Origin of the sequence: Novipirellula artificiosorum (genome assembly GCF_007860135.1) — a bacterium.
Lineage (GTDB): Bacteria > Planctomycetota > Planctomycetia > Pirellulales > Pirellulaceae > Novipirellula_A > Novipirellula_A artificiosorum.
Genome location: NZ_SJPV01000005.1, coordinates 181407 through 202401, shown reverse-complemented (window position 1 = coordinate 202401; position 20995 = coordinate 181407). Strand labels below are relative to the sequence as shown.

Sequence of the window (20995 nt, the reverse complement as noted above, 5' to 3'; positions counted from 1 at the left end):
TTAAGGTGGAGTGTTCTCATGTCAAACCCACGTCGCCATTTCCTCAAGTCGCTTGTCGGCACTTCGGCCGCCATCTCCTTTTCCAGTGTCCTGCCCTCGCTTCTGAATCGATCGGTGCTCGCCGCGAGCGAAACCGAACCGACCAAGGATACCGTACTGGTCGTGGTTCAGCTTTCAGGCGGCAACGATGGATTGAACACGCTTGTCCCCTATGCGGACGATGTTTACGCCCGCAGCCGAACGACCTTAAGGTTGAAGGAAAACGAGGTACACAAGATTGGGGATGACCTTGGGTTTCATCCGGACATCCCTCAGTTTCAGCGTCTGCTGGACGACGGCGATTTGATGGTCGTCCAAGGGGTTGGCCATTCAAACTCCAATCGCGACCATGATGCGGCGATGCGAGATTGGCATACAGCGCGGCCTGGTGATTCAACCTGTCAAACCGGATGGCTCGGCCGCGCAATCGATGAGGCAAACCATCCAGAGGATCCCTCCGTTTGCGGCGTTTTGGTTTCACCCATCCCGATGCCGCTGGCGCTCGGGACAAAGCGAGTCGTCATCCCCTCCGTTGTCTCAGCAGATCAATGGCGTCTGCGAGGGCCAAACGCGGACCACGATGAGAGGATGGAAACTCGCATGCCGTCAACCGTCATCAGCAATAATCCGCTCGGCGACTTGGTCCGAACGGCATCCCTTGCTGCCTATGCGACGGACGCCAAGATCGAAAGTGTACTGCGACAGGGAAATCCTTCGCACAATTATCCTTCATTCTCGCTCGCCAAGCAGCTTCGGACGATTTCGGAATTGATCCGTGCGGAGGTTGGCGTAAGAATCTTCTTTGCCGAACTGGGGGGCGGTGGAATCGGCGGCTTTGACAACCATGCGAATCAAAAAGACAACCATGCAGCGCTGCTGCGCGAGTTGTCGGCTTCGGTTGCGGCCTTTGTGGACGACTTAAAACAACAGCGACTGTTGGACCGCGTGCTATTGATGTCCTTTTCGGAATTCGGCCGTACAGTCTCGGAAAACGGTCGACGAGGTACCGGCCACGGGGCAGCGGCGCCCGTATTTCTTGCTGGAGGCAGCCTCAACGGTGGACTTTTTGGCGAACGCCCCCGCTTGTCGGATCTGGACCAAGATGCACCACGGCACCAGATTGATTATCGCCAAGTCTATGCGACCGCACTTGATCGCTGGCTCGGTTTCCCGAGCGAAAGTTCCTTAGCAGCGAAGTATAAGCCGCTCGACATCTTTGCATCTTGAGGCATGGACAAAAAACAGGGCATCCGCGAAGAAGGCAAGCTTGTGGACCGGCGTCAAGTTGCAGGGCATCCCACTTGGCGTTGCCATTCTGCTGTAGAATACGTGGCGGTCAAACCAGACAGCAAACCTCCTCTTTCAAATGCGAGTCCGCAGATGCAGCGTTTTTCCTTGCTTTTCATCGCCATTTTGTTGCTTACCCTCCCTTTTGCTTCAGCCGAAGACTGGCCCCGGTTTCGCGGTCCGGATGGAGCGGGTGTCGCATCGGGGACGCCATCGTTGCCGATTCAATGGTCGCCCGAAGCGAACTTGGACTGGAAAACCGCGTTACCTGGATCCGGTGTTTCGAGTCCGATTGTGGTCGGTCAGAAGGTGTTCGTGACATGCTATTCGGGATATGGATTGGACCGCGATAACCCCGGCGATCTCGAAGACTTGGTCCGACACTTGGTCTGTGTCGATTTGGAAAGCGGAAAGGTTTTATGGCAAAAAAACTTGAAGGCCGAGCTTCCCGAAGATCCCTATACTGGCATTGGGGTGACCGCTCATGGATACGCGTCGCACACCCCCGCATCCGACGGCAAGCATGTCTATGCATTCTTTGGTAAGAGCGGAGTCCATGCATTCGATCTCGAAGGCAATGCGTTGTGGCATGCGGAGGTCGGCAAGGAATCCGATCCAACTAAATGGGGTTCGTCCTCGAGCCCTGTCCTTCATGATGACACGTTGATCATTACGGCGTCTGCCGAAAGCCAGGCGATCATTGGGTTTGACAAAGCGACGGGACAAGAGCGGTGGCGGCAAGAGGCCGAAGGCCTTGATGGGATGTGGGGCACTCCCACTTTGGTGAAGATTGACGACACCCGTACCGATTTGGTCATGTGCGTTGCGAAAGAGCTTTGGGGGCTTGATCCGAATAACGGAAAACTACGTTGGTACGCTGAGGCGACGGGCGCAGAACAGTCCTACGCCAGCGTGATCGCTCTGGGCAAACGCATCTATGCGGTCACAGGTCGTGGCGGCGGCAGTGTCGCGATTGAAGCAGGCGGTAGCGGAGACATCAGCGACACCGGGACACTTTGGACAGGCTCAACATCAGGAAGCTTTGGCTCGCCTGTGAGCCACCGCGGAAAGCTGTACTCGGTTGCACAAGGCGTTGTCACGATTCTGGATGCCGAGACTGGAGACAAAATCGACCAGGTTCGCTTGAAGGGAGCCGAGCAAACAGGTGGTCGCTTTGGTTCGCTTGACTATGCATCGCCGCTAGTCGTAGGGGATTCGCTGTTCTACCTCAACGGCAGCGGTCAGATGTTCGTGTTTGACATGGACGGCGACTTTCAACAAGTTGCCGTCAATCGTGTGACCAGCGACAAAGAGTCGTTCGGTGGTTCCCCCGCGGTCAGTGACGGACGGCTGATCCTTCGCAGTGACAAAAACCTCTACTGCATCAAGGACAAAGGCGAAACCGTTTCGCCCACGGAACTGAGTCGCGAAGAAGACGTCGCCAATACCGACACGGGTGATGAGAATCAATCCGCGAGGCCTGGAGGTGAGAGAGGCGGCCAAAGTGGTGGACGCTGGGATCCAGCAAGCTTCTTTAGTGGTCGAGATGCAAACAAAGATGGGAAGCTGACCGCCGACGAGTTGACCGGTACACCGATGGTGGACCGACTGGATCAATTGGACAAAGACGGCGACCAGGCAATCACACAAGAAGAGTTCACGAGCGGGATGTCCACCTTGTTTGCTGGCGGTCGAGGTGGTGGCGATCGTGGTGGCGACCGTGGTGGCGACCGTGGTGGCGACCGTGGTGGCGACCGTGGTGGCGACCGTGGTGGCGACCGTGGTGGCGACCGTGGAGGACGAGGTGGCGACCGTGGAGGACGAGGTGGCGGATCGGGAGGCGGAGGCAATCGCGGAGGACAAGGCGAAGACAGTCGTCCCGATCGACCACAACGCCCGCAGATGGCACCATAGAGGATTGTCCGCACCAAGGTTTAACCTTGACGGTCCACGAGTTCCTTCAGGTCATCTCGGGGGGCAGGCGTGGAGGGCTATTCATGGATTCATGAAAACGCATCGTAAACACATTCTCTCGTTTGGTTTACGGAAACGAAGCGAGAGACAATCTGCGCACGTTGGTGTACCGGTTTTAGTCGGCATTTCTCAACCGATGCCGCCTCAAAAGAGCGTGGAACTTAGGAAGTGGTTAAGCCAAGGATAACGACCACGACGTGGTCAAGGATGATAGCCGGGGGTGAGAGCGAAGCGAACACCCCCGGCCCCCTGTTCATCGATCGAACCGTTGACCACGTCGTGGTAGCAGATTCCGGCGTGGTTCTGCGATCTCTTCAAGATCGACAAATCACCTGTGTCTAGGTTATCCATGGGCATCGCTGCGCTCAGCCCATGTCCACCCTCTGGCGACGGTAGCTAAGCTGAGGGTAAAAAGGCTCGAGCTGGTCACCGTGTACAAAGAACTTCTACGATGCGACAAAGATGCAAATGATGAATCAACCTGACTACTTTGGTGCCTTGGAAATCCCCGAGCCGGTGGAAACGAATGCGAAGGGGCCGAGTGGTAAGCTTCCGTTAAGCGATGAGATTCTCAAGAATTGGAGTAGTGGTGATCTATTCGGCTTGACACAAAGTGTTGGCATGGGCTTTGACCCACGACGCGTGCTTGGCGATCAGTATCTCATTCTCAGCACGCAGGGCGGGGTCAGGAATCCCGATGGGACGCCCGTGGCCTTGGGCTACCATACGGGGCATTGGGAAGTGGGGCTGTTGGTCCAAGCAGCTGCGGAAACCATTTGCGAGCACGACGGCGTCCCGTTCGCTGCGTTCGTCAGTGATCCCTGCGATGGTCGGACCCAGGGAACGCAGGGAATGTTTGATTCGCTACCTTACCGCAACGATGCAGCCATCGTGATGCGACGTTTGATTCGTTCGCTGCCGCGTCGGAAAGGCGTGATTGGTGTCGCAACGTGCGACAAAGGGCTGCCGGCAATGATGATGGCGTTGGCCGGATGTAGCGATACGGCAAACGTTCTGGTTCCTGGCGGCGTGACCTTGCCGCCCACGGTTGGCGAGGATGCGGGTAAAGTGCAAACGATTGGTGCGCGCTACACGCACGGCGAGATTTCGCTTGAAGAAGCGTCGCTTGAAGGTTGCCGTGCTTGTGGGACCCCTGGAGGTGGATGCCAGTTTCTCGGAACCGCTGCAACCAGCCAAGTGGTTGCCGAAGCGCTTGGCATGACCGTACCCCACGCCGCACTGGCCCCAAGTGGGCAGCCAATTTGGACCAAGTTGGCCAAGGATTCTGCGAAGGCATCGCAGCGGTTGGTTGCATCGGGAAAGACGATGCAAGATTTGCTGACCGAGGATTCCCTTTTCAATGCGATGTTGATCCACGCCGCCGTGGGTGGGAGCACCAATTTGTTGTTGCACATTCCAGCGATTGCCGCAGCAGCCGGTTTGCCTCGTCCCGATGCGGCCGCGTTTCGTGCCGTCAACCAATTGGTACCGCGATTTGTCGATTGCTTGCCGAATGGACCGGTGGGGCATCCCACGGTGCAGTTTTTCTTAGCCGGTGGAGTCCCCGAGGTTGCTTGGCATCTACGCGAAGCCGGTCTATTGAAATCCGACGCGATGACCGTTTCCGGGATGACTTGGAACACGTTGCTTGACCAGTGGATCACGAGTGATCGCCGATCGGTTTGCCGTGACCGTTTGACGCAAGCGGATGGAATTGATCCCGACGAGGTGATTATCCCCCCCGCCGAAGCAAGTCGGCGGGGGATGACCAGTACGGTTTGTTTTCCTCACGGGAACCTTTGCCCCGAGGGCGCGGTCATCAAGGCCACATCGATCGACCCCAGTGTGATCGATGCGGACAACGTTTATCGCAAACGCGGCCCGGCACGCGTGTTCACGACCGAACGCGATGCAATCGCTGCGATCAAGGGGCAAACCGATTGGCCGATCAGTCCTGGCGATGTGATCGTGCTGATCGGACGCGGGCCGATCGGATGCGGGATGGAGGAAACCTATCAGATCACCTCGGCATTGAAGCACTTGAAATTCGGCAAGGAGATCGCGTTGATCACGGATGCTCGGTTCTCGGGTGTCAGCACGGGGGCTTGTATTGGGCATGTGGGCCCCGAGGCGTTGGCGGGTGGTCCAATCGCCAAGGTGCGCGATGGCGACCTGATCGAAATCGAAATCGACCGTGTCTCGTTGAGCGGTCACGTTGATTTGGTTTCCGCTGTGGACGCGCCCGAAACGGCAGCCGAGGAAGTTTTGCGAGTAAGATTGTCGCACCCAAAACTTGGCGTGGAACAGGCAATTCCCGATGACACGCGACTTTGGGCGGCGCTACAGAACATTGGTGGCGGCACTTGGGGGGGCTGTATTTATGATGTCGACGAAATCCTAGCGACGCTCGAAGCGGGCGTAAAGGCAAGGCAGGGGCGATGAGAACCCCGTAACGGAAAGGGATTAAGTTTCAAGGGCCAACAAGACGACGGGAAGGATTCAACCCGATTCTTGCCACTGACCGTCGGGCGACGCTCGGCCGAGCGATGGCTGACGGCTCGTCATCCCCAGTTGGCCCCTTTCGGCACCCTTGCAAGGGTACGCCAGAAACGGATAATTCGGACTTGATTTGACCCCCTTTCACTTACTCAGTAATACCTAGGTAGTTCGTCATGGCTTTGGTTCCACTTCGCGTCGTACTCGACCACGCAGCAGAAAACAATTACGGCGTTGCGGCATTCAACGTCAACAACATGGAACAGATCCAGGCGATCATGGAGGCGGCTTTGGAAACCGATTCGCCCGTGATCGTTCAAGCGTCGCGCGGTGCTCGCTCCTATTCGCAAGACAACTACTTGCGTCACTTGATGCTCGCCGCAGCGGAACTTTATCCGCAGATCCCCACCGTGATGCACCAAGATCATGGCAATAGCCCTGAAACGTGCTTGTCGGCCATCGAAAATGGCTTCACCAGTGTCATGATGGACGGATCGCTTGAAGCCGATGGCAAGACCCCAGCCGACTACGACTACAACGTCAAAGTGACGGCCGAAGTCGTCAAAATGGCTCACGCTCGTGGCGTCAGCGTCGAAGGCGAACTCGGTTGCCTCGGATCGCTCGAATCGGGCGAAGGCGAACAAGAAGACGGTCATGGAGCCGTCGGCGAATTGACTCACGATCAATTGTTGACCGATCCTGATGAAGCAAAGCGGTTCGTTGAAGAAACCGGTGTGGATGCGTTGGCCGTTGCGATCGGAACCAGCCACGGTGCTTACAAGTTCACGAAGAAACCGACTGGCGAAGTCTTGGCGATGACGCGCATCGAAGAAATTCATGCGAAGATTCCGAACACTCACTTGGTCATGCATGGCAGCAGCAGCGTACCGCAAGAGCTTCAAGACATCATCAACAAGTATGGTGGCCAAATGAAGCAAACCTACGGCGTGCCGGTTGAGGAAATTCAACGTGGTATCAAGAGTGGCGTACGTAAGATCAACGTCGATACCGATTGCCGAATGGCGATCACCGGCGCCATTCGCAAAGTGTTCGCAGATGACCCATCCGCCTTCGACCCACGCGCTTACTTGAAGCCCGCTCGCGAAGCGATGAAGGCCGTTTGCGTCGCTCGCATGACGTCCTTTGGCCAAGCAGGCAACGGTGAAAAGCTTCGCAAGTCGCTTGGAGCGTAAGCTCAAGAAAGAATGGGCGATGGGTCGGCATCTTTGATGGTCTCCAATCTACTCGATGCCTTTGACCACCAAGTTCGAACGCAACCGTCCTCGGTTGCGTTGATTGGAGACGTGGCAACCACCTACACGTGGTTGCAACTGGCTCGGCAAGTCCAAGCGACGGCGGAGTCTCTTCACGCGAAGTTCGCAGCAGCGCCTGCGATGCCCCGCCATCTTGGCTACGGAAGTCGCAATTCGCTCGCCGACGTCGTTTTGACGCTTGCGGCCGCTCGAATTGGCGTGATCAATGTTCCATTGAATGAGCTCGGTGGCGAAAACCATCTGCAAGACTGCTGGCAACAGGTCGGCGGTTATTGGATCGACGATGTTGAAGCGTTGCTGGCCAGCTCGACACGATTGGGTCAGATGGAATTTGACCGAGTCGACCCAAACTCTGCTGGGCTGATCCTGTGGACCAGTGGAACAAGTGGTTCGCCTAAAGGCGTTGTTTTGTCACACCGCTCGCTCGCCAGCAACGCGCAGGCAAAATTGTCCACCGTGCCACAAACGAGTCAGGACGTGCGTTTAACGTGCTTGCCCGTTTCTCATGCCTACGCCCGCACTTGTGACTTGGGGACATGGTTGTTGAGCGGCTGTACTTTGGCACTAACGCGAGGCTTTGAGGGCTGGACGCGGCTTGCTGCCTTTGTCCAGCCGACGCTGGCCAACGTCGTTCCCAGCGTCGCAGAGCGTCTGCTAGCCGGTGATGCTGACGAACTCGGCATGCAACGTTTACGAGTGCTTGGTGTTGGGGGTGCAGGCCTCTCCGCGTCATCCTTTCAGCAATGGAAGACGCGCGGCATCGTCGTTACCCAGGGCTATGGGTGTACCGAAACCGCTCCGGTGATCTGTAGTGCAACTCCCGAAAATGCCGTTCCCGGTTGTGTGGGAATGCCCGTTGAAGGCTGGGAAACCGAAATCCGTGATGGTCGGCTGTTTGTTCGGGGGCCGCACTTGATGCTCGGCTATTGGCAGAATCCCATCGCGACCCGCGAGCGGATCGATGCGGATGGATGGTTCGACACGGGTGACTTGGTTGAGTTAGATTCTGCAACGGGTCAGTATCGAATCCTCGGCCGGCAGGATGACGTGATCGTCTTACCCAACGGACATAAGGTGTTTCCCGCAACGATTGAGCGGATCGTTGACTCGTTAGGCGGTGTTCGCCATTCGATGCTGCGGTATGGTGAAGGTCAGTTACAGCTTTGGGTTGAGACCGACCTCGCGGGAACGACTTGGGAACATCTGTGCAACACCGCGGTGGAAACTTTGACTCGGCGTCCCAGATGGGAACGGCCCCGCGTGATCGAGCGATTTGCTGAGCCGTTAAGGCGAATCGAAGGCGAGTTGACCGAGAAGGGTACGATCTGTCGCAGCCGCATTGAACAATTGCGGTTTCAGCGATAGACGTTGGAGTTCCGCCCTAAGAGGTAGTCGCGGAGTGGACAGCCGGGCGACACCGCGCTGGGCGAGCAATCGCATCGATTCATGGTGAGCGAGTTTTCTCGACTCGTCGTCATGAAATCCAAGGCTGTGGTCAAGGAATAGCATCGTTGGATGAGCCCGTAACCCGCTAAACCCCGCGCTGCGAGGATCGATCGAATGAAGCTGCAACAGCGCTGCCATGGCGACGTCACGCACTTGAGTACGTCGGCTGTTTTCTTGGCCAGGCATCAAGTGCGAAGCATTGGCCACCCGATGGTCTGCGAGTCTTGCGCGAAGCGTGGCGTCAAGACTTGGCAAGACCCATGCCGGTTGCGTGCCCGAGGCCAATGGTTCCATGGACAAACGGGCGGCAGCCAACATGGCGGTCGTTTGCCACGTTGCCGGCAAGCGAGGATCGCTCAGTATCCGATTTGCCAATTCTGATGCCAACAGATTGCAGCCAAACCGCATCGCCACCCTTAATCGGTCATTTGGCGTTCCGACGCTGGCATGACTCCTGAGCCACGCTTCGACCAACCGGCCAAAGATTCTTTGATCGGAGGCCGTCCCCATTTTGGGGCCGATACTCGAGTGTGCAAGCGTCATCATCACGCGAAGTGTTCGGCGCCGGTCGGTGAACGTCTTCGAATCGGTGTCGGCCAATAGATAGAAGGACCACTCCCAAGAATCGTCCACGGGTAACGTAGTTTCCCAAGAACCCTTGCGCGGTTGAGACGTCAAAAAGTGCTGGTCAAGGTTTAAATGCGGGTCGTTGCGGCCAGTGATTTGTAAGATCCGCTGTCGATAGCGGCGAAACAGGGTGGCATAGAAGACCCGACACTCGGTGTCGTCACCCACATTTCTCGCGAAGCTCTCCCATAACGGCAGCTTGATTTCGGTGGCTGGAAGCTGCGGGTCAAGCAAACGCTCGACTTGGCCGTCGATTCGTCGCTGTGCGAACTCATCCAATAGTCGATTGCATTGGCAGCGAACCTCCAGCGATGAATGCTGCAGTGCCGCTACGAGCCCTGCTTCGATGCCCGTCACATCCTCGTTCTGCAGCAACCATCGGAAGGCGGCCTGGCGAGTTGCGTAGTTTGGGGAATCGAGCGATTCAATACGCATCCTGAGCAAGGAGCGATCGATGGCAATCACGGCGTGGTCGCCGAGCGGATTGACGGCGGAGGTGTCGATGGCTTGCGGTTCACCAGCCGAGATCAATCGGCAAACGAACAGGAACGTGACGCTCCAGTAGCAGAAACGGGAAGGGACAAGCATGGTGTCGATCAAGGAATAGCTGGAGAGCGTCACGGTATCAGCGGCAGATCGCTTGCCGCCGGTTTTGCCGATGAAATACCGGCGGCTAGCGCCTTGCCGCTCAGTCCGAAATTGATTCGGGAAATTACGGTAAAGCGTCCACAAGGTGGCGTTGTTCGGTTAGGCAAGGGCTTTCTGAAGCGCGACGCGTATTTCCCGAGCGGTTGCTCGCAGCGCAAACGGTCACACCGCTCATCGAGCTTAATTCGCGGGATACGTTTTGCTCGAATAACGCAGCCTTGAAGCACACAGAAGGGGGCTGAGAGCTCGATTGGGATTGCGTTAAACTGCACGATCGTCACAATCGCTACCTTTCGCATTCTGCGTGAGACGCTTTCCACCATTGATCCGCAGTCCATCCCATGCAAATCATTTGCTTCGAAGACCAGCTTGCGAGCCACTTGTTCCCGATCACCCAGTCGCGACCCGCCTACGCGGTCACCTGTGCAAGTCTTCGCTTGGTCGACCGCTTGAAGGAGTTGATCCGAGGTCCGTTGGCGGGAAGTTCGCTGCTGGGGTCCGTCCGTTCCTATCTGACCGAAATCCAGCAGCTGGATTTTGAACTGTCGCAAGCGGCGACGGAGATCGGAGACAAGTGGCCGACGGACGATGGCGGGATTTTATTGGTCAACGCACGACTCGTCCCTCGAGTGGCATTGGACGCGGTGTTGGTCAAGATGGCTCAAGAAGATCGATCGGTTTCCATGGTCGATGAACATGATGGATCGATTCTGATCGCCCGTTTGACGGCAGCCGATTTGGCGGCACGTCGGAGCGAATTGTCTCCGCCACCGGACCCTGTACCCGAGAAATCGAGCAGGTCCCGTTCCAAATCCGTGGTGGCACCTCTTTTGTCATTAACCGATCGGCTCGTTCAATTGGCGGATTCGCTGCCGAGATCTCCAACGACCGCGGCGGCGTTCCATTGGCCTCATGACATCGTGTCTTGGCACATGAACGAAATGCGGGAATCGATCGAGTGGCGAGTGGCACACGGGGAGTACCGCCAGCATGCGGATGGGGTCTTTGTCAACGAAGGCGTCTCGCTCGGTGAATACCTGTCAATCAATGTTGAAAATGGGCCGATCCTGCTCGAACGTAACGTGAAAGTCGGTCCCTTCTGCTATTTAGAAGGTCCGCTACACGCAGGAGCAGGGACGCGGGTGATTGAACATTCGGCACTGAAGGATGGTGTTTCGCTTGGACATACGGTCAAGATCGGTGGCGAAGTCGAGGCGTCCGTTATCGAACCTTACACGAACAAGCAGCATCATGGCTTTTTAGGTCATAGCTACTTGGGCAGCTGGATCAATCTTGGCGCCGGAACCTGCAATAGCGACTTGAAGAACACGTACGGCAAGATCAACATGGAGTACGACAACACGAAGATTGCGACGGGCATGCAGTTCCTCGGTTGTTTCATTGGTGACTATTCCAAATCAGCTATCAACACGAGTATCTTTACCGGCAAAGTGATCGGTGTCTGCAGCATGCTGTATGGTTTTGTGACCTCGAACGTGCCGAGTTTTGTCAACTACGCACGATTGTTCGGCCAAACGGCACTCCTGCCTGCCGACGTGATGATTAGCACACAAGCGAAAATGTTTGCCCGGCGAAAGGTCCAGCAGCGTGAATGCGACAAACAATTGATCCTCGACATGTACGAGCAATCCGCCACCGAACGCGAAGCGGCGGAACACTACATGTTGTAGGCGGCTGACATCTGACATCTGACATCTGACATCTGACATCTGAACTCCCTATGACCATCCAAGTTGGTATCGTTGGCGCGACCGGGTACACCGCTCTCGAAGTCGCTCGCTTACTCCTTTCACATCCCGAAGCAACCTTGGTCGCTGCGACCAGTCGCGCTGACGCCGGAAAGCCGTTGAGTGCGGTTCATCCCTCGCTGAGCGGGCGATGTGATGTCGTTATCGAAACACTGGATGCCGATGAGATCGCAAAAAAGTGTGACGTCGTGATGTGCTGCTTACCGCACGGAGCCTCAGCAGAAACCTGCAAGCAGTTGGTCGAGGCAGGCACGCGTGTGGTCGATTTCAGTGCCGACTTTCGACTCTCCAATCGTGAACTGTATGAGAAATGGTATGGTGTCACTCACCCATGGCCCGAGCGGATTGGTAAGACGCCTTACGGATTGCCGGAGTTCTACGCGGACGAAATTCGCAGCAGCGACTTGGTCGCAAATCCAGGATGTTACCCAACGTCTGTGATTCTACCGCTGCAACCGTTGCTTCATTCCGACATGATTGAGGCGACGGATATCATTGTCGACAGCAAAAGCGGGGTGAGCGGTGCAGGCCGGTCGCCCAAACTGGGGACCCTTTACTGTGAAGTCAATGATTCGATTGCTGCGTATGGCGTCGGGTCACATCGACACCAACCGGAAATGGTCGACATCTTGCACCGCGCTGCGGGTACGCTGCCGTCGATCCTGTTCACGCCCCATTTAACGCCTATGGACCGAGGTATCTTGTCGACGATTTATGTCAAACCGAAAACGGACGCGGGTGGCGGCAAGGTCCATGCGAAACAGCTGATTGAAACGTGGCAGAAACGCTATCGCGATTGTCCCTTCCTCGTCCCAACCGACGCCTTACCCGCGACCAAGCATGTCGCGGGAACCAACTATGTTCACATGACGGCACGCGACGCTGCGGATCGGATTGTGATCGTATGTGCAATTGACAATTTGACGAAGGGAGCCAGCGGTGCGGCGATCCAGAACATGAACGTCATGTTCGGCGTCAACGAAGGCCTCGGGCTATAGTCTTTCTGCTAAGCATTCCTTCTAACGCGATGGACTCTCCGATGACCTCCGCAAGCATTTTCCAAGCACTCGACCGTCACCGTGGCCATGGCCCCGCAATGGTTGACGCAATGGCGAACCATTTTCGACAGACTCGGCAGCCGATGGAGTTGTTCGAAGCGTTGAAGATGCAGATTCGCAGTCGGCTTGGGTTGCCGTTATTGGCATCAGAAGATGACAAGCCCAAACCCGAGGACGTCGAACGACAACTTGAGATGGGGTTGTTGGATGCATGTTCCGAAGTTGGCACGATGTTAATCCAAGACGGCAAAGTCGCCGAAGGTTGGATGTACTTGCGTCCCACCGGAGATTTGGAAAAGGCAAAACAATTGACCGCCGAGATCCCGATCACGGACGACAACTATGACGCAATGATTCAAGTGCTGTTGCACGAGGGAATCGATGTGGGACGCGGCTTCCAAGCGGTGCTGGACCACCAGGGCACTTGCAACAGCATCACCTTGTATGAGCAGGCGATTGCGGGAAGGAGTCAATCGGATCGTCAAGCAGCGGCGTCTCGGTTGCTCGACCACCTGTACAACGAATTGGTCGTGTTGGTCCGCGGCGACATTGCACGGCGGGAAGCACCCGCAGCCGACAGCGAAACACTGAGCGAAATGCTTGAGAAACGTCCGTGGATCATGGACGAAGGAGCCTATCACCTCGACACCACACACCTGGCATCGACCGTTCGAATCGCATCGATCTTGGACGATCGGGTGTACCACGACAAGGCGATGCAATTGTGTCGATACGGGCAACGCTTGGCAGCTCAGTTCCAATACCCGGGCGACGAACCGTTTGTTGACTTCTATCCGGCCTACATCGCGTTCTACAACATCTTGCTCGGAGAAAATCTTGACGCCAATCTGAAACAATTCGAGCGGAAAGCTCGGTCGGTGGATTCGAAAAAGCATGGCACCGCTGCGATGGAAACCTACGTGGATCTCCTTTTCCGTAGCGGCCGGTACGCCGATGCGGCCCGCGCCGCGGTGGATTTGGTCCCCGAGGATGTGCCTCCGCAGCGGATCGTGCCGATGCTGTTGAAGATCGCTGATCGGGCGAAATCAACCGGTGACGCTCAAGTGTACGCTATCGTGCTCGATTACTGTCGAGACCAAAACGATATCCTTGGCTACGCCGTCACGCTCGAAAAAATATCCAATTAGCTAAATCCATTATCCTGTTTCGATCGTCTTCCTTATAGCTGGCGGTAAAGAACCTATCCGAAAAGGGTCTGCCCTTTGTCGACCGACGTTTCGATTGCTCAAAAACTCGTTGTTTTCCAATGGAATCGCGACCGATACGCTCAGACCAAGTGAGTGTCAGCCCCCTTTTCGGATCGGTTCAAAATAGCACTCAACGAAACAGAGGATGATGCGATGGAATCACGACACAGGCAACTCGGTTTTAGCCTGGCCATGCTGATGCTTATTGGCTGCGGGCAAGAAGCGGCACGAACAAGTGTCGAGTCGGCAAGGTCCTTAGCGATGGATGCTGGCCGGCCTCTTGAATCCGTCGGCGCAGTGCTCGATCAAGAGGTGATGGACCTTCCCCCGGACATTGAAAGCGATCCTCGCGGTGACCGATACGATTTGATCGTCGAAAATCCTTTCTTGGTTGCCACCGAGCACCCCCTCAGCACGTTTTCGATCGACGTCGACACGGCTTCTTACAGCAAAGTGAGGCAATTTCTGACTCAATATCACCAACTACCTCGCCCCGACGCCGTTCGCATCGAAGAGTTGGTGAACTATTTCCCTTACGACTATGCCCCCCCTACGGACGATCAATCCGATCCGTTTGCGGTCCATCTTGCCGCGACCGACTGTCCTTGGAACGACCAACATCGACTGCTTCGCGTTGCGATGAAAGGACGGGAAGTTCCCCAACAAGAACGCCCAGCGTGCAATTTGGTGTTGCTCGTCGACACGTCGGGATCGATGAAGGCCGCGAACAAGTTACCGCTGCTCAAACGCGGACTGCAACTGCTCGTGCCCCAACTCAGCGGCAAGGACCGAATCGCAATCGTTGCCTACGCTGGATCGGCAGGATTGGTCCTCGACAGCACTCCAGCGAATCAAACGGCCACATTGATGTCGGCACTCGACCGGCTACAAAGTGGCGGCAGCACCAACGGCGGGCAGGGATTGCAACTGGCTTATCAGGTCGCGCGTGACCATTTTGTTGCCGGCGGCACAAACCGCGTTATGTTGTGTACCGATGGTGATTTTAATGTCGGTGCAAGCGGCACCGACGAGTTGGTACGCATGATCAAGGACGCCTCACGCGGTGGGATTGATTTGACGGTCCTCGGGTTCGGGATGGGAAATTTCAACGATGCGATGCTGGAACAGGTGAGCGGGCACGGCAACGGAAACTATGCCTTTATCGATTCAGATAACGAGGCGAAAAAGGTCTTGGTTGATCAGGTCGCTGGTACCTTGGTGACGATTGCCAAGGACGTCAAAATCCAGGTCGAGTTTAACCCAAACGTAGTCTCAGCCTATCGATTGATCGGCTATGAAAACCGAATGCTCGAGGCCCAAGACTTTAATGATGACAAGAAAGACGCGGGCGAAATTGGCGCCGGGCACTCGGTAACCGCGATCTACGAAGTCATTCCCGAAGGTTTGCCATCATCGCCAGGTGTTCCTGCGATCGATCCGCTGAAGTATCAGCAGCCGCGTGATACGTCCCACGCAGCCGATAGCGGTGAAATGCTGACCTTGAAGGTACGTTACAAGTTGCCCGAAGAGACGGAGAGCCGTTTGATGAACAATGTGTTTATCGATGACGGGGGCACGTTTGCCTCGGCGGATCGCGAATTCAAATTTGCAGCCGCGGTTGCCGCGTTTGGGATGCTGCTCCGTGATAGCGAGTTTCGTGGCAGTTGGACCTACGACCATGTCGCACAAATTGCGCAAACGGCCATCGGCAGCGATGAAGATGGACTTCGCCGAGAACTGGTAGAACTCGTGGAAACGGCACGACGCCTCGCCCTCGCTCTGTGAGTGAAACCCAGGTCAAACGACGCCGAGGGCCGCAGATCAGTCCAGGCGGGCTGCGACACCCTGCGGGGTCGAAAAGTTCTCTTGCTGTTAGCTGACCGTAGGTGCGCTATCGCGACCTACGGCTAGAGCATTTCCATAAAACACGTAGGTCCGGTTCCCACCGGACTACCTCGATTCGGCCGGTAGGAACCGGACCTACATCCCATGTCAATTTTTGAAATGCTCTGATGGCTTGCAATCCCTTCCGGGATAGAGAACCACCTGTGTCTAGCTTACAAGCTTATGCATTGGGTTACGAATCATCCGGGCTAGTGCACGGTGGTGGACACCACCTGAGGCACGTTCAACTGAGTTGCGATCGAAGACGATGACCCCGGCACGCTCGGCCCCGCCTGCTCGAGGGCTTTCAGCACTGCGGATTGAGAGACAAGATCTCGCAACACGATCGGCTGGTTGGGGCGTGACCCAGGATAGATTGCCAGCACCGGAATCGAGCGGCTTTGCAATTCTTCGAGCTTCGATTTGATTTCGAGATTCCGATTCGTCCAATCGGCAAGCATCGGAACTGCATTGAGCTCTTCAACCATTTTTCGAGTGGGTTCGGTATTCAACGCAACTTTGGAATTAAAAATACAGTTGGGACACCAACGTGCGGTGAAATCCACCATGACCGTACGGCCTTGCTGTTGCAGTTCTTGCAATCTCGCCTCATTGTAGGGTTCCCAATCGAGCTCTCCACTCGCACGACTCCGCATGTTCGCTGTCGCGACGGAGGCGGTAGCTGGCTCTGATTCCAAATAGTGAAACGCCATCATACCGATCACCGTCGCAGACACGATGCCACCGGCCCATGCGATCATTCGGCTTCGCAAATCAGCCCAGTTTGGAACTTTACCAATGATCCAGCACCCGAACCAAACACCGATCAGCGTCACAAAGACGGGCAATCGCACCTCGTCGCTGAACATGAAGAAGAAAAAGGCGACCGTGCCGAGAAGCAGGAACGCCATCAATTCCTTAAAGGTTTCCATCCACGTGCCTGGTTTCGGCAACCACGCCACCAATGATGGCCAAATACCGATCAAGATATAGGGAAAGGCCATCCCGACGCCGACCATCATCATTAGCGCCGTCGCTTGAAGGGGTGGTAGCGAGGCAACGGCGGGGAACACGACTCCCAGCGCCGGTCCGCTGCAGGGGGTCGACAAGACCGTTGCGAAGGCGCCCTTAAAGAAGGCGCCGGGGTACCCTTCGCGTTTTTGCAAGTCTTGTGAAAGCTTCCCGCTCGCCATGCCGGGAACCGGTATTTCCCAGAATCCGAAATAGCTCAGCGCCAGCGCGAACACCAAGACCGTCATCCCCAATCGAAATTCGAACCGTTGAAAATGCTCGCCCCAAGCCATACCAAACACGACGGCCAGCACTGTCAGCAGCGCGAAAACGACCAAGATGCCTGCGGCATATACCGCATTGAGCCAAAAGACCCGTTTTCGGTCCGCACCAGCTTGCTGAATGAAGCCCATGACCTTGATTCCGACGACCGGCAAGACACAGGGCATCACGTTCAAAATCAGCCCGCCAAGAAACGCGAACATCATTAGCAGCGCAAATGGCCGATCTCCTCCACCGTCAATCACAATGGGCTGGACCGTACCGTCGCTGTCATCACTCAAAAGATTGCTTTGTGGCTTTGTGCCATCGGCCTTGACGTCTTTGTCGACCCACTGCGTCATCGCTGCCGCATCAAGCACGTCGGCTCGCTTGGCCGATGTCATCACGACGGAGGCGAGGCGAGGCGATGTCGAATCGGGTTGGCCCACCGTAAGGTTCGTGGAAAATTGGAGTGCGACGGGCTGCTGACAACTACTATCGGTACAGGCCTGGTAACCAATGGCACCTTTTATTTTGTGTTCACCCGGCTTGGCATCTTCCGGAACCTCGACGGGCATGGTCCAACTGACGTTGCCATCGTGGTAGAAGATTCCCTTCAGCAAATTGCTCTCATGGGGTTCGCTACTCGCTGCAGGGGCCCCCACTCGCAGACCGGCTTTCTCGGTCATCACAAAGTTCGTCGAACTATCGGCATCATCGACTGCCGCACGATACACGTGGAAGCCCGAATCGGGCTTGGCCGTGAACGTCAAAAGTGCTCGTCCCCCCGGCGCGACCGTCGAAGGAACCAACCCAGCTGTCCAAGCGACTTGGTAATCCTCGTCTCGAAAGGTTTGCTGCGGAGCGGCGGTGGCCATCTTGCCATCCAGCGTCGGTCCATCGCCTTGAGCCACCGTGTTGTTCTCAGAATGGGACGCAACTTGGTCAATGGTTCCTGCGAACAACGCGACCAGCGATTCTTCAATCGGGACACACGCCCCGTCCGTCTTGCATGCCTGTGCATCGACTCCCACGGTGATCGCATCGCGGAATCCATCCGGGATCAAGATCGGTACCGACCACACGATCAAACCGTCATGTTCTTCGATCGTCACACCTTTGAAGATCGTCGAAACGCTCTTGAGTGGTGGTTCCGAAGGGGTAAATTCGCCCGCCAACTTCACAGCGTCGGGGCCCTTGATGGTCAGCTTGGTTTGCAGCGGTCCACCCGGCGGCTGCGTGACCGAGTAGACGTGCCAGCCGCGAGAGATTTTGACTTCGACATCAAGCCGCCCGCGGACACCGTCTTGGGTCGCAAAATACTTCGCCGTCCATACCGTTGACTCGTCCGCAGGTTGACCGAAACCGCCGAGGGAAAAATCCGAGAACAATCCGGCGTTGTCATCAAACCCATCTTGAGCCACCAGCGGTGGTGAGACAAGAGCAGCGAGCAACGCGAAGGGTGCAAGGAAACTGAATATCGTTTTGATCATCTCTAAAAACTGCCTCTATAAATTCTCATTCCGTTTCGAATCGATCAACCACCTCGATCAAGTGCTCGATCCTGCGGAGAATCGCCTCATCCGCGACCGGAAAACGTCGCTGCTCAAGCAACAGCCAAATCGCCCAGTTTGCCAAACTGATCCATGCGGAAATGGGCGCGAGTTCACGAGCTAACGCTTCCTGCTGCACCTTCAATGACGATTCTAACCGATAACCCGCCACAGCAGCATCCCATAACTGGTGTACAGAAATGCCGTTTTTCACAAAACTACCGGTCCAGCGGGCGAGGTCGGCCGCGGCGGCGTCCATGCGAACAGCGTCCATGTCGATGATTCCGCTCACGGATCGCGTCGTGGACCCATGGTTCTGAAACTCGGTAAAGAAAACGTGTTCGCGATGGCAGTCGCGCAGCACGTAGGAACAGGGGACCTTGGTTCGCGAGAGCGCCTCGAGTGAAGTCATCGCATTTCGCGATACCGCGTGCCAGCGGTCACGAAGTCGATCGACCGCCAAAGCGACCGTTTGCCGCAGCAAGGGATTCGCAACGCAATCGAGATCGCGAGTGAGAAGCGATCGCAACAAAGGGGAGACCTCGGCGATCCTCGATTGCCGAGATCGGATGCAGAGTGGAACTTGAACTTGGGTACCCAGCGAACGTGCGGCCTGATGAAAACGGGCGATCGCCGCAGCACCCTGCGAGACAGCAGCGAGCAAGGGCCCTGAATCGACCGATCGATCCAACGCGTTGCCTGGCATCCAAGTCACCAATTCCCAGCATTCCGTTCGATAGCGGATCGCTGTCGCTGGCACTCGCGAACCCTGCGCGGAAATCAGCCGTGGCACCAGTTCACAACCGGCGCTGCGAGCGGCTTGCATCACACGATGAATCTCCTGAACGCGATCGAGCGTCGCCATCGCGGGGTAGCACTTCAGCGCAAAGGCTTCGCCCGATCGGGTGGTAACTCGATACACCTGCGCTCCACTCATCCCTGGCGAAACAGGCTGGACCGAGGCAACGGATCCCGCGCCGTCGCCGAACCCATGTTGAAGCACTTCGTTGGCATACTGGACCGACGCTGAAAATGTCAAACGGCCCCCCCCTGGCTACGGCATGACTGACGGAGCTGGTCGATCCTCGCTTGGTTCGCAGGATCACGAGTGGCCACCCGGATCGTCCGACACTCCTCGTCCGCCTCCAGATCGAAATAAATCCAGACCGTTTGTTTGGGCATCACATCACGGACCAGGTTTGCCCATTCGACGAGCGTCCATGCTCGCTCGTCGTCGAAAAGTTCGTCGACCCCAAGCTCGAGAAACTCGTCTTCATCCGCGACCCGATAGGCATCGAGATGATGCAACACGCGGTCGTTACCAGCATGACTTTGCAACAAGGTAAAGGTGGGGCTGGTCACTTCCGCCACATCGATCCCACTGGCATCGGCAATCGCTTGGACCCAGCGAGTTTTCCCAGCCCCGAGCGTCCCCACAAGACCAAACGTGGTTCCTCCAGGGAAGTGCGCGCAGAACAACCGTGCCAGCGACAACAATCGTGGAATGTCAACTTGGTGTACAATCAGGTCCGTCATGAGTCCCACCCCTTCTTCCCACCGAAAAGAACGATGAAAACGATTTCCTGTTTTTTACTTTTCATCTTGAGCATGCAATTTCCTTTTTCGACCACGGCGCAAGATCTCGAAGTGCTCCGCAAAGAGTTTCTCGAATTGAAATTCGGGATGTTCATCTATTTCAACATGGGAACGTTTCACGAAAAAGAATGGGTTGAGCCGGGTCAAGATCCACTCAGTTTCAACCCCTCGAAGCTGGATGTTGCCCCCAACCGCGATGGCTTGATCGACGAAAACGTTGTCCAGCGTTTGCAGGAAGTGGGCGAAGCCCTATCGCTCCTTTAACCTTCGAACCGATTCGCGGGCACGCTTCAGGAATTCCACCTTTGGTTCGCCCGCTTCAAGAAAGATCGGAGGCCCGATCGTGATGCAACTCAGCAGCGGCACGGGTAAGAATTCGCCACGCGGCAAGATCCGATTCACATTGTCGATATAGACCGGAACCAGTTCAAGGTCGGGCCGTTTCTTGCCCATGTAGTAGAGGCCACTCTTAAAATCACCCATTTCGTTATCGCTCGATGATCGGCCTCCCTCGGGAAAGACGATCAAGGAATAGACGTCCCCCATTTGCTCAAGCATCGAATCGATCGGGCTGCGGTGTACCTTGATTTCTTTTCGGTCAATTAGCAGTGCGTTGAAGCTGCGTGCCATATGCGGTTTCACCCATCCCGATGTCCAATAGTCTTTGGCCGCAACCGGTCGCGTGACCGCTCGCACATCGCGCGGCAAAGCCGACCACAACACGACCGCGTCGAGGTGGCTGGTGTGATTGGCAAAATAGATGCGTTGACACGTGTCCGGTTGGCAGTCAACCCATCGAACCGTGAACCCGCTGAACATCTTAGCCAACAGGACGATAACATGACTGGTGATGGTCATGTCGAG

The 20995-nt window shown here is 56.1% G+C and carries 16 protein-coding genes; 10 read left to right on the top strand and 6 right to left on the bottom strand.

What is annotated here, in order from left to right; all coding sequences use genetic code 11:
* The first annotated feature begins 18 nt into the window (after positions 1-18).
* Complete coding sequence (locus Poly41_RS15525) at positions 19-1266, top strand: DUF1501 domain-containing protein (RefSeq protein WP_146527422.1); 1248 nt, start codon at positions 19-21, stop codon at positions 1264-1266.
* 3 nt (positions 1267-1269) lie between these two features.
* Positions 1270-3240 (top strand): outer membrane protein assembly factor BamB family protein, encoded by a 1971-nt coding sequence (locus Poly41_RS15520; protein WP_231615684.1) that lies wholly within the window; start codon positions 1270-1272, stop codon positions 3238-3240.
* A 261-nt stretch (positions 3241-3501) separates the two neighbouring features.
* Here the strand turns inward: Poly41_RS15520 and Poly41_RS34140 are convergent, their stop codons facing one another.
* Complete coding sequence (locus tag Poly41_RS34140; RefSeq protein WP_197231370.1) at positions 3502-3651, bottom strand: hypothetical protein; 150 nt, start codon at positions 3649-3651, stop codon at positions 3502-3504.
* 117 nt (positions 3652-3768) lie between these two features.
* On the opposite strand from Poly41_RS34140, the gene Poly41_RS15510 reads away from it, so the two are divergent.
* The 3 genes from Poly41_RS15510 (at position 3769) to Poly41_RS15500 (ending at position 8435) form a co-directional block, all read left to right on the top strand.
* The gene (locus Poly41_RS15510) at positions 3769-5742 is read left to right on the top strand and encodes a YjhG/YagF family D-xylonate dehydratase (RefSeq protein WP_146527420.1); all 1974 of its coding nucleotides are present in this window, start codon (positions 3769-3771) and stop codon (positions 5740-5742) included.
* Positions 5743-5972: 230 nt separating this feature from the next.
* A complete protein-coding gene (fba, locus tag Poly41_RS15505; RefSeq protein ID WP_146527417.1) occupies positions 5973-6989 on the top strand; it encodes a class II fructose-bisphosphate aldolase in 1017 nt (338 codons plus the stop codon).
* A gap of 36 nt (positions 6990-7025) precedes the next feature.
* Positions 7026-8435, top strand: a complete 1410-nt coding sequence (locus Poly41_RS15500) for a class I adenylate-forming enzyme family protein (protein ID WP_197231369.1) — start codon at positions 7026-7028, stop codon at positions 8433-8435.
* Here Poly41_RS15500 and Poly41_RS15495 read toward each other — a convergent pair.
* On the bottom strand, positions 8355-9875 hold the full coding sequence (locus Poly41_RS15495) for a hypothetical protein (protein ID WP_146527413.1): 1521 nt from the start codon (positions 9873-9875) through the stop codon (positions 8355-8357). The genes Poly41_RS15500 and Poly41_RS15495 overlap by 81 nt on opposite strands.
* Positions 9876-10132: 257 nt before the next feature.
* Between Poly41_RS15495 and Poly41_RS15490 the strand changes: the two genes are divergently transcribed.
* From Poly41_RS15490 to Poly41_RS15475, 4 genes are all read left to right on the top strand, one after another.
* The gene (locus tag Poly41_RS15490; RefSeq protein ID WP_146527411.1) at positions 10133-11482 is read left to right on the top strand and encodes a putative sugar nucleotidyl transferase; all 1350 of its coding nucleotides are present in this window, start codon (positions 10133-10135) and stop codon (positions 11480-11482) included.
* 50 nt (positions 11483-11532) lie between these two features.
* Positions 11533-12558 (top strand): N-acetyl-gamma-glutamyl-phosphate reductase, encoded by a 1026-nt coding sequence (gene argC, locus Poly41_RS15485; RefSeq protein WP_146527409.1) that lies wholly within the window; start codon positions 11533-11535, stop codon positions 12556-12558.
* Between the two features lie 41 nt (positions 12559-12599).
* A complete protein-coding gene (locus Poly41_RS15480) occupies positions 12600-13766 on the top strand; it encodes a hypothetical protein (RefSeq protein WP_146527407.1) in 1167 nt (388 codons plus the stop codon).
* A gap of 213 nt (positions 13767-13979) precedes the next feature.
* Positions 13980-15611: a vWA domain-containing protein gene (locus tag Poly41_RS15475; protein WP_146527405.1), complete on the top strand. Its 1632-nt coding sequence runs from the start codon at positions 13980-13982 to the stop codon at positions 15609-15611.
* Between the two features lie 308 nt (positions 15612-15919).
* Here the strand turns inward: Poly41_RS15475 and Poly41_RS15470 are convergent, their stop codons facing one another.
* From Poly41_RS15470 to tsaE, 3 genes are read right to left on the bottom strand one after another with little or no spacing between them, the layout of a single operon-like run.
* Positions 15920-18475: a protein-disulfide reductase DsbD family protein gene (locus Poly41_RS15470; RefSeq protein ID WP_146527403.1), complete on the bottom strand. Its 2556-nt coding sequence runs from the start codon at positions 18473-18475 to the stop codon at positions 15920-15922.
* A gap of 25 nt (positions 18476-18500) precedes the next feature.
* Positions 18501-19574 carry a phosphotransferase enzyme family protein gene (locus tag Poly41_RS15465; protein WP_146527401.1) on the bottom strand — a complete coding sequence of 358 codons (1074 nt, stop codon included), beginning with the start codon at positions 19572-19574 and terminating at the stop codon, positions 18501-18503.
* Complete coding sequence (gene tsaE / locus Poly41_RS15460; protein ID WP_146527399.1) at positions 19571-20071, bottom strand: tRNA (adenosine(37)-N6)-threonylcarbamoyltransferase complex ATPase subunit type 1 TsaE; 501 nt, start codon at positions 20069-20071, stop codon at positions 19571-19573. The genes Poly41_RS15465 and tsaE overlap by 4 nt, the downstream gene beginning before the upstream one ends.
* Positions 20072-20104: 33 nt before the next feature.
* Here tsaE and Poly41_RS15455 point away from each other — a divergent pair, with 33 nt between their 5' ends.
* Positions 20105-20395 (top strand): hypothetical protein, encoded by a 291-nt coding sequence (locus Poly41_RS15455; RefSeq protein ID WP_146527397.1) that lies wholly within the window; start codon positions 20105-20107, stop codon positions 20393-20395.
* On the opposite strand, the gene Poly41_RS15450 is transcribed toward Poly41_RS15455, so the two are convergent.
* Positions 20381-20989 (bottom strand): lysophospholipid acyltransferase family protein, encoded by a 609-nt coding sequence (locus tag Poly41_RS15450; RefSeq protein WP_146527395.1) that lies wholly within the window; start codon positions 20987-20989, stop codon positions 20381-20383. The genes Poly41_RS15455 and Poly41_RS15450 overlap by 15 nt on opposite strands.
* Positions 20990-20995 lie beyond the last annotated feature (6 nt).

Excerpts from the sequence above, each read along its gene's own strand:
- Poly41_RS15525 (WP_146527422.1), top strand. The coding sequence starts at position 19 with ATGTCAAACCCACGTCGCCATTTCCTCAAGTCGCTTGTCGGCACTTCG.
- Poly41_RS15500 (WP_197231369.1), top strand. The coding sequence starts at position 7,026 with ATGGTCTCCAATCTACTCGATGCCTTTGACCACCAAGTTCGAACGCAA.
- fba (WP_146527417.1), top strand. The coding sequence starts at position 5,973 with ATGGCTTTGGTTCCACTTCGCGTCGTACTCGACCACGCAGCAGAAAAC.
- Poly41_RS15470 (WP_146527403.1), bottom strand. The coding sequence starts at position 18,475 with ATGATCAAAACGATATTCAGTTTCCTTGCACCCTTCGCGTTGCTCGCT.
- Poly41_RS15475 (WP_146527405.1), top strand. The coding sequence starts at position 13,980 with ATGGAATCACGACACAGGCAACTCGGTTTTAGCCTGGCCATGCTGATG.
- argC (WP_146527409.1), top strand. The coding sequence starts at position 11,533 with ATGACCATCCAAGTTGGTATCGTTGGCGCGACCGGGTACACCGCTCTC.
- Poly41_RS15455 (WP_146527397.1), top strand. The coding sequence starts at position 20,105 with ATGAAAACGATTTCCTGTTTTTTACTTTTCATCTTGAGCATGCAATTT.
- Poly41_RS15450 (WP_146527395.1), bottom strand. The coding sequence starts at position 20,989 with ATGACCATCACCAGTCATGTTATCGTCCTGTTGGCTAAGATGTTCAGC.
- Poly41_RS15510 (WP_146527420.1), top strand. The coding sequence starts at position 3,769 with ATGATGAATCAACCTGACTACTTTGGTGCCTTGGAAATCCCCGAGCCG.
- Poly41_RS15480 (WP_146527407.1), top strand. The coding sequence starts at position 12,600 with ATGACCTCCGCAAGCATTTTCCAAGCACTCGACCGTCACCGTGGCCAT.
- Poly41_RS15490 (WP_146527411.1), top strand. The coding sequence starts at position 10,133 with ATGCAAATCATTTGCTTCGAAGACCAGCTTGCGAGCCACTTGTTCCCG.
- Poly41_RS15520 (WP_231615684.1), top strand. The coding sequence starts at position 1,270 with ATGGACAAAAAACAGGGCATCCGCGAAGAAGGCAAGCTTGTGGACCGG.
- Poly41_RS34140 (WP_197231370.1), bottom strand. The coding sequence starts at position 3,651 with ATGGATAACCTAGACACAGGTGATTTGTCGATCTTGAAGAGATCGCAG.
- tsaE (WP_146527399.1), bottom strand. The coding sequence starts at position 20,071 with ATGACGGACCTGATTGTACACCAAGTTGACATTCCACGATTGTTGTCG.